Annotated in this window: 9 protein-coding genes; 3 read left to right on the forward strand and 6 right to left on the reverse strand. The window is 72.9% G+C overall.

The window, feature by feature from the left end; translation table 11 throughout:
- Positions 1 to 6 precede the first annotated feature (6 nt).
- From AB0C99_RS17290 to AB0C99_RS17300, 3 genes are all read right to left on the reverse strand, one after another.
- The gene (locus AB0C99_RS17290; RefSeq protein WP_329424608.1) at positions 7 to 345 is read right to left on the reverse strand and encodes a P-II family nitrogen regulator; all 339 of its coding nucleotides are present in this window, start codon (positions 343 to 345) and stop codon (positions 7 to 9) included.
- A complete protein-coding gene (locus AB0C99_RS17295) occupies positions 342 to 1688 on the reverse strand; it encodes an ammonium transporter (protein WP_362475657.1) in 1347 nt (448 codons plus the stop codon). The genes AB0C99_RS17290 and AB0C99_RS17295 overlap by 4 nt, the downstream gene beginning before the upstream one ends.
- Before the next feature lie 366 nt (positions 1689 to 2054).
- Positions 2055 to 3527, reverse strand: a complete 1473-nt coding sequence (locus AB0C99_RS17300) for a hypothetical protein (protein WP_362475659.1) — start codon at positions 3525 to 3527, stop codon at positions 2055 to 2057.
- 413 nt (positions 3528 to 3940) lie between these two features.
- Between AB0C99_RS17300 and AB0C99_RS17305 the strand changes: the two genes are divergently transcribed.
- Positions 3941 to 4594: a bifunctional DNA primase/polymerase gene (locus AB0C99_RS17305; RefSeq protein WP_362475661.1), complete on the forward strand. Its 654-nt coding sequence runs from the start codon at positions 3941 to 3943 to the stop codon at positions 4592 to 4594.
- A 97-nt stretch (positions 4595 to 4691) separates the two neighbouring features.
- Here AB0C99_RS17305 and ftsY read toward each other — a convergent pair whose 3' ends face one another.
- Complete coding sequence (gene ftsY, locus AB0C99_RS17310) at positions 4692 to 5888, reverse strand: signal recognition particle-docking protein FtsY (protein WP_362475663.1); 1197 nt, start codon at positions 5886 to 5888, stop codon at positions 4692 to 4694.
- Between the two features lie 84 nt (positions 5889 to 5972).
- Here ftsY and AB0C99_RS17315 point away from each other — a divergent pair, with 84 nt between their 5' ends.
- Together AB0C99_RS17315 and AB0C99_RS17320 are read left to right on the forward strand one after the other, a co-directional pair.
- Complete coding sequence (locus tag AB0C99_RS17315) at positions 5973 to 7442, forward strand: cytosine permease (RefSeq protein ID WP_362475665.1); 1470 nt, start codon at positions 5973 to 5975, stop codon at positions 7440 to 7442.
- Between the two features lie 52 nt (positions 7443 to 7494).
- Positions 7495 to 8472 carry an LLM class flavin-dependent oxidoreductase gene (locus AB0C99_RS17320; protein WP_362475667.1) on the forward strand — a complete coding sequence of 326 codons (978 nt, stop codon included), beginning with the start codon at positions 7495 to 7497 and terminating at the stop codon, positions 8470 to 8472.
- A gap of 21 nt (positions 8473 to 8493) precedes the next feature.
- On the opposite strand, the gene AB0C99_RS17325 is transcribed toward AB0C99_RS17320, so the two are convergent.
- On the reverse strand, positions 8494 to 9924 hold the full coding sequence (locus AB0C99_RS17325) for a sugar porter family MFS transporter (protein WP_362475669.1): 1431 nt from the start codon (positions 9922 to 9924) through the stop codon (positions 8494 to 8496).
- 139 nt (positions 9925 to 10063) lie between these two features.
- On the reverse strand, positions 10064 to 13639 hold the full coding sequence (smc, locus tag AB0C99_RS17330) for a chromosome segregation protein SMC (protein WP_362475671.1): 3576 nt from the start codon (positions 13637 to 13639) through the stop codon (positions 10064 to 10066).
- Positions 13640 to 13863 lie beyond the last annotated feature (224 nt).

Consider the following 13863-nt stretch of genomic DNA (forward strand, 5'->3'; position numbering starts at 1 on the left):
GTCGTCCTACAGGGCGTCCGGGCCGCGTTCGCCGGTGCGGACCCGTACGGCGGTCTCGACCGGGACGCTCCACACCTTTCCGTCACCGATCTTGCCGGTACGGGCGGCCTTGACGACGACGTCGATGAGCTGTTCGGCGTCCTCGTCCTCCACCAGGACCTCGATGCGGATCTTGGGGACGAGGTCGACGGTGTACTCGGCGCCGCGGTAGACCTCGGTGTGGCCGCGCTGGCGGCCGTAGCCGCTGGCCTCGGTGACGGTGAGGCCGTGGACGCCGAATGCCTGGAGGGCGTCCTTGATCTCGTCGAGCCGGTGCGGCTTCACGACCGCGGTGATGAGCTTCATGCGTCCACCTTCTTGTTCTCCGTCGGGGCCGGGGCGGGCACGGCGGTGCCGCGCGCGGAGCTGCCGCCGCCCGCTCCGCTGAAGTCGTACGCGGTCTCGGCGTGCTCGACCAGGTCGATGCCGGAGACCTCGTCGTCCTCGGGGACCCGCATCCCCATCGTCTTGTCGATGATCAGGGCGAGGACCGCGGAGGCGATCAGAGAGTAGGCGAGGACGGAGAAGACGCCGATGGCCTGCTTGCCGAGCTGGTCGAGGCCGCCGCCGTAGAAGAGGCCCTTGGCGTCGGACTGGACGCCGCCGGTGGCGAAGAAGCCGACGAGGAGGGAGCCGGCGACGCCGCCGACGAGGTGGACGCCGACGACGTCGAGGGAGTCGTCGTAGCCGAACTTGTACTTGAGGCCGACGGCCATGGCGCACAGGAGTCCGGCGACGGCGCCGATGGCGATGGCGCCGAGCGGGGAGCAGGAGCCGCCGGAGGGGGTGATGGCGACGAGGCCGGCGACCGCGCCGGAGGCGGCGCCGAGGGTGGTGAAGGAGCCGTGGCGGAGCTTCTCGTAGGCGAGCCAGGCGAGCATGGCGGCGGCGGTGGCGACCTGGGTGTTGACGAACATCACGGCGCCGACGCCGTCGTCGTTGCCGAGCCAGGAGCCGGCGTTGAAGCCGAACCAGCCGAACCAGAGCAGTCCGGCGCCGAGCATGACCAGCGGGAGGCTGTGCGGACGCATCGGGTCCTTCTTGAAGCCGACGCGCTTGCCGATGACGAGGATGACGCCGAGGGCCGCCGCGCCCGCGTTGATGTGGACGGCGGTGCCGCCGGCGAAGTCGATGACGCCCATCTCGAAGAGCCAGCCGCCGGAGCCCCAGACCCAGTGGGCGACGGGGAAGTAGACGATCGTGACCCAGAGGGTGACGAAGAGGGCCCAGGCGGTGAACTTCACCCGGTCGGCGAGGGCGCCGCTGATCAGGGCGGGGGTGATGATGGCGAACATGAGCTGGAAGACGGCGAAGACGTACACCGGGATGGTGTAGCCGTCCCAGAGTTCGGTGAGGCCGATGCCGCTGAGGCCGACGTAGTCGGAGGACCAGCCGACGAGCGAGGCGGAGTCGGTGCCGAAGGCGATGCTGAAGCCGTAGAGCACCCACAGGATCGTGACGATCCCGAGGCTGATGAAGCTCATCATCAGCATGTTGAGGGTGGACTTGACGCGGACCATGCCTCCGTAGAAGAAGGCGAGGGCCGGGGTCATCAGCATGACCAGGGCGGAGCAGATGAGCATGAACCCGGTGTTGGCGGCGGACAGCGCGGGCGCGTCTGCCGCCAGGGTCGTGATGGCTGATGCCATCGGCGTCTCCTCGTCGTCGAATGCGGCCTGTGCGGGGCGGGGCCGGAGCGGCTTGGCCGTGAGGGGTGGCCGGTTATGCGCCAGAGATTCGCGCAGGCCGGTTTCCGCCGATGCCGCTCGATGTTTCGCGGCGGTGACGAAGGGGTGGGGAGTGTTACGCGACCGTGAACGCCGGAGTCACGGTGCGGTTACGGGCGTACTCTCCGGCGCGGGCCGGGCCTTCCGGGGCCACGCGGGGCCCAGGAGCGGGCCCGGGAAACGGACCGGCCGCGCCGGCGTCCGTATGACCTTGCGGCGGGGGAGCCGAGTCGGGTTGTACGGGACGGCCGGCGCGGCCGGGGTCGGTGGGGTGCCGCGCGGCGGGGCTCAGACGGCCTCGGCGGTCTCGGGGAGCAGCGCGGTGAGCCGGTCGGTGAGGTGGCGGACCTCGGCGACGTGGCCGAAGTCGCGGGCGGCCGTGTCGACGGTCTTGCGGAGCCGGGTGTTGACCCGCTCGGAGCGGACCTTGCGGGCGACACCCAGGGCCTTCTCGGCGAGGACGACGGACTGCTCGGGCTCGCGCTTGAGGAGGTGGACGGTGGCCATGCCGATGAGGTTGAGGGCGTAGCTGCGCTGGTGCTCGGGGTCCTTCTCGAAGAGGTCGACGGCCCGCTCCATGACGGGCTCGGCGAGCGAGGCGTAGGTCGGGGAGCGGCCGGCGACGTAGGCGAGGTCGCGGTAGGAGTGGGAGTTCTCGCCGTTGAGCTCGGCTTCGGAGAAGAAGCGGATCCAGTCGGGCTCGGGCTCGCCGTCGAGGCCGACGTCGGAGAAGGTGTCCTCGGCCATGCGCACGGCCCGCTTGCACTTGGAGGGCTGGCCCATGTTGGCGTAGGCGCGGGCCTCCATCGCATACAGCATGGCCTGGGTGCGGGGGGTGGCGCAGTCCCGGCTGCCGTACTGGGCGAGGTGGATGAGTTCGAGCGCGTCGTCGGGTCTGCCGAGGTGGATCATCTGGCGGCTCATCGAGGACAGGATGTACGAGCCGAGGGGCTTGTCGCCGGCTTCCTTGGCGGCGTGCAGGGCGAGCACGAAGTACTTCTGGGCGGTGGGCTGGAGGCCCACGTCGTAGCTCATCCAGCCGGCCAGCTCGGCCAGTTCGGCGGCGCACTTGAAGAGGCGCTGGGAGGTGGCGGCGGGCTGTGGCTCCTGGAGCAGGTCGGTGACCTCGTGGAGCTGCCCGACGACGGCCTTGCGGCGCAGTCCGCCGCCGCACTGGGCGTCCCACTGGCGGAACATCGCGGTGGTGGACTCCAGCAGGTCGAGCTCGACCGGGGAGAGCCGGTGCGCGCGCCGCTCGTCGGGGGCGGGTCCGGGCTGCGGCTCGCCGGCCGGGGTGGGCACCAGCCAGCGCTGCATGGGCTCGATGAGCGAGGGCCCGGCGGCGAGCGAGAGCGAGGAGCCGAGGAAGCCCCGGCGGGCGAGCATCAGGTCGCTGCGGGAGAACTCGCTGAGCAGCGAGACGGTCTGGGGTCCGGCCCAGGGCAGGTCGACGCCGGAGACGGAGGGCGACTGGTGGGCGGTGCGCAGGCCGAGGTCCTCGACGGCGACGACGGAGCCGAAGCGCTCGGAGAACAGCTCGGAGAGGATCCGCGGGATGGGTTCGCGGGGCTGCTCGCCGTCGAGCCAGCGGCGCACCCGGGAGGTGTCGGTGGAGATGTGGTGCGCGCCCATCTGGCGGGCCCGGCGGTTCACTTGGCGCGCCAGCTCGCCCTTCGACCAGCCACTGCGCACGAACCACGAGCTCAGCTGTTCGTTCGGGCGCTTGCCGGCAGTCGTACCGTCCGCGCCGTTGCCGCCCACTGGAACGCCCCCATCCACCTGATGTCGTCCTGCGAACCCCTGCCAGAATGCCGTGTTTCACGGCTCCCGTCCGGGGTTTGTACTCCTTCGAACGGAAAACCGGCTTGCCCCCGGCATACCCGTGGGTGCGACCCGCCCCGGGTTCGCGTACCGAAGGTAATCCTACGATCACCCGGACCGGCATGGCGATTCAAGAAACGCCACCATTCGCCACCCCTTCGAATGAACTCCCCCCGCGCGGAACGCGATTCACTTGACATGCGACGGAACCGGCGAGGCGAACCGGAGCGCGGGCAGGCGCGCGCAACGGTGCGCACCACCCCCCGCGCCACCGCGCGCCCCTCGGGGAAGCGGAGCGTGACGGAGACCACCCGGTCCGTAACCACCGGCGCGTCCGACCCGTTGGAGGGGGCATGGGCTTCACGATCGGCGGCATTCGTGAGATGCGTTCCGGCTCACGTCGGCGCGCACGGACCACGGAGTGCACAGCGGTGGCCGAGTACACCGGACTGTGGGGCTGGGACGTCGTCCCGGGAGCGAGGGCGGTCGCGGGCCGCTGCTCCTGCGGCGACCTCGGCTGTACGGCGCCGGGGGCGCATCCGCTCTCCTTCGCCGAGCCGGTCCCGGCGGGCGCGGGCCTCGACGTCGCGACCAAGGCGTGGTCGGAGTACCCGGGCGCGGCGGTGCTGCTGCCGGTCGGCCGGGCCTTCGACGTGATCGAGGTCGCCGAGGCGGCGGGCCGCCGGGCGCTGGTCCGGCTGGAGCGCATGGGGCTGCCGCTGGGCCCGGTGAGCGTGACGCCGACGGGCCGGGCGCGGTTCTTCGTCGCCCCCGGCGCCGCGGCCGAGCTGCCCCGGCTGCTCTACCGGATGGGCTGGGACGACGCCGATCTGGACCTGCACTGCCTGGGCCCGGGCTCCTACGTCACCGCCCCGCCCTCGGACCTGGGCGGGCTCGGGCCGGTGCGCTGGCTGCGTCCGCCGACGCTGGACACGGCGGGCGCCCCGCCGCAGGCCCGGCTGCTGCTCGGGACCCTCGCGTACATCTGCCACCGCACCCACTTCTGACCGCCCGCCCCTCCCCCGTACCGCCCCCTCCCCCGTCCGTACGACGAAGGCCCCCGCCGGATCGGCGGGGGCCTTCGTGGTGAGCGGGTGCGGCGGGTCAGTCGCCGATCAGGGCGTCCACGAAGGCGCCCGGCTCGAACGGGGCCAGGTCGTCGGGGCCCTCGCCCAGGCCGATCAGCTTGACCGGGACGCCCAGCTCGCGCTGGACCGCGATGACGATGCCGCCCTTGGCGGTGCCGTCCAGCTTGGTCAGCACGATGCCGGTGATGTCGACCACCTCGGCGAAGACGCGGGCCTGGATCAGCCCGTTCTGGCCGGTGGTGGCGTCGAGGACGAGGAGGATCTCGTCGAGCGGGCCGTGCTTCTCGACGACCCGCTTGACCTTGCCGAGCTCGTCCATGAGGCCGGTCTTGGTGTGCAGCCGGCCGGCGGTGTCGATGAGGACGACGTCCGCCTTCTCGGCGATGCCCTCCTTGACCGCGTCGTAGGCGATCGACGCCGGGTCGCCGCCCTCCGGGCCGCGCACGGTGCGCGCGCCGACCCGGTCGCCCCAGGTCTGGAGCTGGTCGGCGGCGGCGGCGCGGAAGGTGTCGGCGGCGCCGAGGACGACGGACTTGCCGTCGGCGACGAGCACCCGGGCCAGCTTGCCGGTGGTGGTGGTCTTGCCGGTGCCGTTGACACCCACGACCATCACGACGCCGGGGACGTCCTCGGGGCTCTCGGTCCTCACCGAGCGGTCCACCTCGGCGCCGAGCAGGGCGACGAGCTCCTCGCGGAGCAGCCCGCGCAGCTCGTCGGGGGTGCGGGTGCCGAGCACCTTCACCCGCTCGCGCAGCCGCTCGACGAGCTCCTGGGTGGGGGCGACGCCGACGTCGGCGGTGAGGAGGGTCTCCTCGATCTCCTCCCAGGTGTCCTCGTCCAAGTGCTCGCGGGACAGGAGCGTGAGCAGCCCCTTGCCGAGCGAGTTCTGGGAGCGGGCGAGCCGGGCCCGCAGCCGCACCAGGCGGCCGGCGGTCGGCTCGGGCACCTCGATCTCGGGTGCCTCGGCGGCCGGGGCCTCGGCGGTCTCGGGGGCGGGGAGGGTGACCTCTTCGACGGTGCGGCGTGGTTCTTCCCGCGGCGTCTCCGCCTCGTCGCCGACGTGCGGTTCGGCGGGCGGAGCGGTGATGGTCGGCGTGGTGGACGGCGGCTCGGCGGGCGGCAGCTGCTTCTTCTTGCGACCGCTGATCACGAGTCCGCTGGTCACGGCGACCGCGACGACCAGAGCGATGACTACAGCAAGGATGAGTTCCATAACCTGACCAGTATCGGCCACGGGAGCACTGTTCGAGGAGCACGTAGTCTGGGTGGGTCCCCCACATTTGTACGGAGTGTCCCCATGCCCCACGCCGCCGAGACCGAAGGCGCGCAGAGCGGCGCCACGATGGAGAGCCGCGGCCTCGAACCCGTCCCCGACGCCGAGCGCTCCGGCCGGGTCCGCGAGCTGTTCCCCACCTGGGTCGCCGCCAACATCAGTGTGCTGCTGCTCACCATGGGCGCGGGTCTGATCGTCTTCAACGGCCTGAACTTCTGGCAGGTGCTGTTCGTCGCGGCGGCGGCGCCGGTCCTCTCGTACGGGATCGTCGGGCTGATCTCGATCGCGGGCAAGCGCGGCGGGGCGCCCGGCATGGCGCTGTCCCGCGCGGTGTTCGGGCAGCGCGGGAACCTGTTCCCCGGCGCGCTGATCTGGGTGGCCCGCTGGGGCTGGGAGACCATCAACGCGGTCACCGGCGCGTACGCGGTGCTGACCGTGCTGGACCTGCTCTTCGGTGTGAAGTCGAACACGGCGCTCATCGTGGTGACGCTGCTGCTCTTCGTGTCCTGCACCTTCCTGGTCTCCGGGCTCGGGATCAACGCGCTGCGGGTCTGCAGCAAGTGGTCGACGTATCTCTTCGGCGCCTTCTCGGTGCTGGTCCTGGTCTATCTGGTGGCGAACACGGACTGGTCGGCGGTCTTCGCCAAGCCGGCCGGCTCGACGGCGATGCTGGTGGCCGGTGTGGGCACCATCGCGGCGGGCGGCATCAGCTGGGTGCCCTCCGGTCCCGACTTCACCCGCTACCTGCCGCGGAACGCCTCCTCGAAGGGCCTGGTCGGCACGACGGTCGGCGGCGCGGGGATCGTGGTGCTGCCGATGGTGCTGATGGGCGCGGTGATGGCGGTCTCGACGCCGGACCTGGCCTCGGCGCAGGACCCGGTCTCCTTCATCGGCGAGCTGCTGCCCACCTGGATCTCGGTGCCGTACCTGCTGATCGCGCTGATCGGGATGCTGCTGATCAACTCGATGTCGATGTACTCGGCGGGCTTCACCGCGCAGACCCTCGGCATCAAGGTCTCGCGGGCCGCGGCGGTCAGCGTGAACGCGGTGATCAGCCTGGTCTTCGGCTTCCTGCTGATGGTGGTGGCGACCAGCTTCATCGGCTCGTTCATCTCCTTCCTGACGCTGCTCGCGGTGGCGTTCTCGGCGTGGATCGGTGTCTTCGGCGTGGACATGCTGACCCGCCGGAGCTATGACGCGGCGGCGCTGATGGACACCACCCGGACCAGCGCCTACTGGTACCGGGGCGGCTTCGCCTGGCAGGCGATGACGGCCTGGGGCGTGGCCCTGGTGGCGGGCCTGCTGTTCACCAAGGTCGACTGGTTCTCCGGTCCGCTGGCCGGCTCCTGGATCGGGCGCAACGGCCTGGGCTGGGCGGCGACGATCGTGGTGGCCGGTGTGCTGTACGCGGTGCTGCCCCGGGAGCGCGCGGCGCGGCCCGCCCCGGTGGCCGGCGAGGAGCCCGACGAGCGGCGCACGCCCGTTTCCATCTGACGCAACGTCAGCTAACGTCCCCCTCCGACGCACCCGTGGAGGGGGACTTCCCATGCCGTTCACCGTCGTCCGGTTCAACCTCGTCGACCCGCACGCGGACCCCGTCTCCCTCTCGGCCCGCTACCGGGCGGCCGTCGAGATGGCGGCGCACGCCGACGCGCACGGCGTCGACACCGTGCAGACCGAGGAGCACCACGGGGCCGCCAACAACTGGCTCCCCTCCCCCTTCGCCTTCGCCGGGGCCGTCTTCGGCGCCACGCGGCGGATCGCCGTCACCGTCTCGGCGATCATCGGCCCGCTGCACGACCCGCTGCGGCTCGCGGAGGAGATCGCGGTCCTGGACCTGCTGAGCGCGGGCCGGCTCGTGACGGTCGCGGGCATCGGCTACCGCCCGGAGGAGTACGAGGAGCGCGGGGTCGACTGGGGGCGCCGCGGCAGGCTCCAGGACCTGCTCCTGGAGACCCTGCTGACCGCGTGGTCGGGCGAGCCCTTCACGTACCAGGGCCGTACGGTACGGATCACCCCGCGGCCCTTCACCCGGCCGCACCCGATGCTGCTGGTCGGCGGCTCCTCGAAGGCGGCGGCGCGGCGGGCGGCGCGGCTGGGGCTGCCGTTCTTCCCCAGCGCGCACCTGCCGGAGCTGGAGACGTACTACCAGGACCAGTGCGCCGCGCACGGCACCGAGGGCTGGGTGATGATGCCCGCGCGCGAGACCCCGCTGCTGCACGTCTCCGAGGACCCGGACCGGACCTGGGCCGCGTACGGGGAGCACTTCCTGCACGAGGCCCGCACCTACGCCTCCTGGCAGTCGAAGGACATCCGCTCGGCGGTCCGCTCGGGCGCCGGGAGCGTGGCGGAGCTGCGCGCGGAGGGGGTCTACCGGGTGGTGACCCCGGACGAGTGCGTGGCGCTCGGGCGGGAGCTGGACAGCCTGGTGCTGCACCCGCTGTGCGGCGGGATGCCGGTCGAGGAGGGCTGGCGGAGCGTCCGCCTGTTCGGCGAGAGCGTGCTGCCCCGGCTCAAGGGATAGCGGGGGCGGCCGGGGCCCGGCTCAGCCCATCTCCTCCAGCGCCTTGCCCTTGGTCTCCTTGACGAACCGCAGCACGAAGGGGATCGAGAGCACGGCGAAGACCGTGTAGATGACGTACGTGCCGGACAGGTTCCAGTCCGCCAGGGACGGGAAGCTGGCGGTGATGGCCCAGTTGGCGATCCACTGCGCGGAGGCGGCGACGCCGAGGGCGGCGGCCCGGATCCGGTTGGGGAACATCTCGCCGAGGAAGACCCAGACGACCACGCCCCACGAGAGGGCGAAGAAGAGCACGAAGACGTGGGCGGCGACGAGCGCCACCGCGCCCTGGGTGGTGGGCAGTTTGCCGTCGACGAGGTCGGCGGAGAACGCCCACGCCTCGAAGGCGAGGGCGACCGCCATGCCGCAGGAGCCGACGAGGGCGAGCGGCTTGCGGCCGACCCGGTCGACCAGGACCATCGCGATCACGGTGCCGACGATGTTCACGATCGACGTGGTGAACGAGTAGAAGAACGAGCTCGACGGGTCGATGCCGACGGACTGCCAGAGCGTCGCCGAGTAGTAGAAGGCGACGTTGATGCCGACGAGCTGCTGGAAGACGGAGAGCCCGATGCCGACCCAGACGATCGGCAGCAGCCTGAACCGGGTGCCGGGCACCATCAGGTCCTTGAAGGTGGACTTGTGCTCGCTGCGCATGGCCCGGTCGATCTCGGCGACCCGCTGGTCCAGGTCCACGTCCTTGCTCTCGACCTCGGCGAGCACCTCCTTGGCGCGGTCGATCCGGCCCACGGAGATCAGGAAGCGCGGCGACTCGGGGATGGCGAAGGAGAGCAGGCCGTAGAGGAGGGCGGGCACGACCATCACGCCCAGCATCCACTGCCACGCCTCCAGGCCGCCGATCTTGCCGCGCTGGTCGCCGTCGGCGAGCTGGAGGATGCCGTAGTTGACCAGCTGGGAGATGGCGATGCCGATGACGATCGCGGCCTGCTGGAAGGAGCCGAGGCGGCCCCGGTACGCGGCGGGGGCGACCTCCGCGATGTAGGCGGGGCCGATCACCGAGGCCATGCCGATGGCGAAGCCGCCGATGATCCGCCAGAAGGCCAGGTCCCACAGGGCGAAGGGCAGCGCGGAGCCGACGGCGCTGATGGTGAAGAGCACGGCGGCGATCCGCATGCAGTGGATGCGGCCGATGCGGTCGGCGATCCGGCCCGCGGTGGCGGCGCCGATCGCGCAGCCGATCAGGGCGATGGCGATGACCTGGGCCAGGGCCGCGGAGCCGATGTCGTAGCGGTCGCGGATGGCCTCGACGGCGCCGTTGATGACGGAGCTGTCGTAGCCGAAGAGGAAGCCGCCCATCGCGGCCGAGGCCGTGATGAAGATGATGTGTCCGATGTGCTCCGGCGGGGCCGGCCGCCCTTCGGACGACGGCGGGGGCGCCTGTTCGGTGCTGGTCACATGGGCTCCTCGGGAGGGCGGTCCTTCCGCCGGGCGCCCCGGACCGCCGGTGCTCGGCCGGACATCCGGGGTTTCCGGGGCTTCCAGTGGCGCACACCTTCCCGCCGTCCACCACTTCAACCGGGGCCCGTTCACCGGTTCAGCGCAACCGCTGGCTGATCACCTTCGAGACCCCGTCGCCCTGCATGGAGACCCCGTACAGCGCGTCGGCGACCTCCATCGTGCGCTTCTGGTGCGTGATCACGATCAGCTGCGAGGACTCCTGGAGCTCCCGCATGATCCGGATCAGCCGCTGGAGGTTGGTGTCGTCCAGCGCGGCCTCGACCTCGTCCATCACGTAGAACGGGCTGGGCCTCGCCTTGAAGATGGCGACCAGCAGCGCCACCGCCGTCAGCGAGCGCTCGCCGCCGGACAGCAGCGACAGCCGCTTGACCTTCTTGCCCGGCGGGCGGGCCTCCACGTCGATGCCGGTACGGAGCATGTCGTCCGGGTCGGTGAGCACCAGCCGCCCCTCGCCGCCGGGGAAGAGGCGCGAGAACACCCCCTCGAACTCGCGGGCCGTGTCCCGGTACGCCTCGGTGAAGACCTGCTCGACCCGAAGGTCCACCTCCTTCACCACCTGGAGGAGGTCGGTCCGGGTCTTCTTCAGGTCCGCCAGCTGCTCGGAGAGGAAGCGGTGCCGCTCCTCCAGGGCCGCGAACTCCTCCAGGGCGAGCGGATTGACCTTGCCGAGCTGCTGGTAGGCCCGCTCGGCGGCCTTCAGCCGCTTCTCCTGCTCCGAACGCACGAACGGGCGGGGCCGCGCACCCGGGTCCTCGGGACCCTCGGCACCCTCGGCCACCGCCTCGCCCTCGGCCGGCGGCGACGGCGGTACGGGCTGGTGGGGACCGTACTCCTCGATCAGCGCGGCCGGCTCCACGCCCAGCTCCTCCAGCGACCGGCTCTCCAACTGCTCGATCCGCAGCCGCTTCTCGGCACCCAGGACCTCGCCCCGGTGCACCGAGTCGGTAAGCTTGTCGAGCTCCTGCTTCAGGTCGCGGCCCTGGGTACGGGCCGCCCCGAGCCCCTCCTCGCGGGCGCCCTTCGCCGCCTCCGCCAGGGCGCGCTCCCGCTCGGCGAGGCCCAGCGAGACCTCCACGTGCGCGAGGAGCTGGCGGCTGCCCGAGGCGACGGCCGCGGCGACCTCGGCCTCGTGGCGCAGCCGGGCCCGGCGCTGCTCCGCGCGGGCGCGCGCCTCGCGTTCGGCTCGGGCGGCCCGGTCCAGCGAGTCGGCGCGCCCGGCCAGCCCCTTGACCCGCTCCTCGTGGGTGCGGACCTGGAGGCGGGCCTCCATCTCGGTCTGGCGGGCGTTGGAGCCGTCGATGGCGAGCCGGTCGCGGACCGAGCCGTCCGGCTCCTCGTCCGTGCCGTCGCCCGGGGACGCCTCCTCGGCGACGAGCAGGCGTTCGGCCAGCTCCTCCGCCTCCGCCAGGGCCCGCTCCAGCGCCTCCGCCGCGCGCGCGGCCGCGGCGGCGGTCCGCTCGGCCTCCCCCGCGGCGCCCCTGGCCTGTCCGGCGAGCCGGCCGAGCCGCTGGGCGACCGCCGACTTCTCCCGGTCTACGTCCCGGCGCCGCTCGGCCAGCTCCTCCACCAGGCGCGCGCACTCGCTCCGGCGTACGGAGGCGGCCTCCTGTCCGGCCGTCAGCTCCGCGCAGCGCACCTCCAGCTCCGCCAGCTCGGCCGCCGCCTCGTCGACCGAGGCCCGCACCTCCAGGAGGCTGGGCGCGCCGGCCGCGCCGCCCTGGGCGAGGTGGGCGCCGAGCAGGTCCCCGTCGGCGGTGACGGCCGTCAGGTCGGGGCGGGCGCGGACCAGCGCGACGGCCGCGTCGAGGTCGGCGACCACGACGACGTCCGCGAGCAGCCGGCGCACGGCGCCCAGGAGGGAGTCGGGGCCCGAGACCAGCGGGGCGGCGGGCCGGGCGCCCGGGGGCGGCGGCGCGTCCGGGACGCCCGGCCCGGGGGCGCCCGCGAGCAGCAGCGAGGCCCGGCCCGCGTCCTGCTTGCGGAGCAGCCGCAGGGCCTCGGCGGCGGTCCCGGGGCCGCTGACGGCGAGGGCGTCGGCGGCGGCGCCGAGGGCGGCGGCGACCGGGACCTCGTAGCCGGGGGCGACGGTCAGCAGCTCGGCGGCGGGGCCGAGGAGCCCGTCGAGTCCGGTGGCGCGCAGCGCGCCGGTGCCGTCCTTGCGGCGCAGCCCGAGCGCGAGGGCGTCGCGGCGGGCCCCGGCGGCGGCGCGGGCGCGTTCGGCGGCGCCGACGGCCTCGCGGGCGGCGGCGAGCGCGGTCTCGGCCGCCGCGAGCTCCTCGCGGGCGGCCTCGTGGCGCTCCCCCAGCTCGGTGTCCCCGGCGTCCAGCCCGTCGACCTCGGCCCTGAGCTCCTCGTACTCCTCCTGCGCGGCGACCGCGCGCTCCGCCGCCTCGTCGCGGGCGGCGGCCAGCCGGTCGATCTCGGCCTGGGCGGAGGCGGCCCGGGAGCGGGCGGCGCCGACCTGCCCGTGCAGCCGGGCCAGGCCCTCGCGGCGGTCGGCGAGGGCGCGGGCCGCGTCCTTGAGGCGCCGTTCCTCGACGGCGAGGGCGCGTTCGAGTTCGGCGCGGTGGGCGACGGTGTCCTCCAGGGCGCGCTCGGCGGCCTCCAGAGCGGCCGTCAGCTCGGCCTCCTGCTCGCGGATCCGGGCGGCCTCGCGCTCCAGGTCCTCGGGGTCGCGGCCGCGCCGCTCCTCGTCGGCGGGCCGGCCGGTGGCGCTGGTGACCCGGGCGTCGGCGAGCGAGACGGTGCCGCGGACCCGCTCGGCCAGCCGGGAGAGTTCGTACCAGCTCTGCTGGGCGCGCTGGAGCCGGGGCGCGAGGCGGCGCACCTCCTCTTCGAGGGCGGCCTCCTGCGCGAGCGCCGCCTTCAGGGCCGCCTCGGCGGACTCCTTGCGGGCGAGCAGGGCGGCCTCGTCGGCGACCTCGGCGCGCAGCGCCTCGCGCAGGCGGACGAGGTCGTCGGAGAGCAGCCGCAGGCGGGCGTCGCGCAGCTCGGCCTGGATGACGGCGGCCCGGCGGGCGACGGCGGCCTGCCGGCCGAGCGGCTTGAGCTGGCGGCGCAGTTCGTCGGCGAGGTCCTGGACGCGGGCCAGGTTGGCCTGCATCGCGTCCAGCTTCCGCAGCGCCTTCTCCTTGCGCTTGCGGTGCTTGAGGACGCCGGCGGCCTCCTCGATGAAGGCGCGGCGGCCCATGGGGTCGGCGTGCAGGACGGAGTCGAGCTGTCCCTGGCCGACGATGACGTGCATCTCGCGGCCGATGCCGGAGTCGGAGAGCAGGTCCTGGATGTCGAGCAGCCGGCAGGTGTCGCCGTTGATCTGGTACTCGCTGCTGCCGCCCCGGAACATGATCCGGGTGATCGTGACCTCGGCGTAGTCGATGGGCAGCGCGCCGTCCGCGTTGTCGATGGTCAGCGACACCTCGGCGCGGCCGAGCGGGGGCCGCCCGGTGGTGCCGGCGAAGATGACGTCCTCCATCTTGCCGCCGCGCAGCGACTTGGCGCCCTGCTCGCCCATCACCCAGGACAGGGCGTCCACGACATTGGACTTGCCCGAGCCGTTGGGGCCGACGACGCAGGTGATCCCGGGTTCGAACCGCAACGTGGTGGCGGATGCGAACGATTTGAAACCGCGGAGCGTCAGGGCCTTGAGGTGCACGCCAGCGGACTCTACCCGGGGTCTCGTGTTTCACCCGTGAACGTGCGGGGCACACCCTCCCCCAAGGAATGTGACACGGGGGACGGCGGGGGTCGGGGGATGACACGAGGAGTCGGTGCCCCGCGCGGGGACGCCGAAAGAAGAGCCGCGGGAAAGTCCGCCGGAGAAGCCGCCGGGAAAGCCCCAAGAAAGAAGGGACGCCTGGGCGCCCCTTGCATATCTGG

Source organism: Streptomyces sp. NPDC048659, assembly GCF_040650575.1.
Classification (GTDB): domain Bacteria; phylum Actinomycetota; class Actinomycetes; order Streptomycetales; family Streptomycetaceae; genus Streptomyces.

Coding starts and splice junctions, on each gene's coding strand:
- ftsY (WP_362475663.1), bottom strand. CDS start 5,888: ATGGAACTCATCCTTGCTGTAGTCATCGCTCTGGTCGTCGCGGTCGCC.
- AB0C99_RS17290 (WP_329424608.1), bottom strand. CDS start 345: ATGAAGCTCATCACCGCGGTCGTGAAGCCGCACCGGCTCGACGAGATC.
- AB0C99_RS17315 (WP_362475665.1), top strand. CDS start 5,973: ATGCCCCACGCCGCCGAGACCGAAGGCGCGCAGAGCGGCGCCACGATG.
- AB0C99_RS17305 (WP_362475661.1), top strand. CDS start 3,941: ATGGGCTTCACGATCGGCGGCATTCGTGAGATGCGTTCCGGCTCACGT.
- AB0C99_RS17320 (WP_362475667.1), top strand. CDS start 7,495: ATGCCGTTCACCGTCGTCCGGTTCAACCTCGTCGACCCGCACGCGGAC.
- AB0C99_RS17295 (WP_362475657.1), bottom strand. CDS start 1,688: ATGGCATCAGCCATCACGACCCTGGCGGCAGACGCGCCCGCGCTGTCC.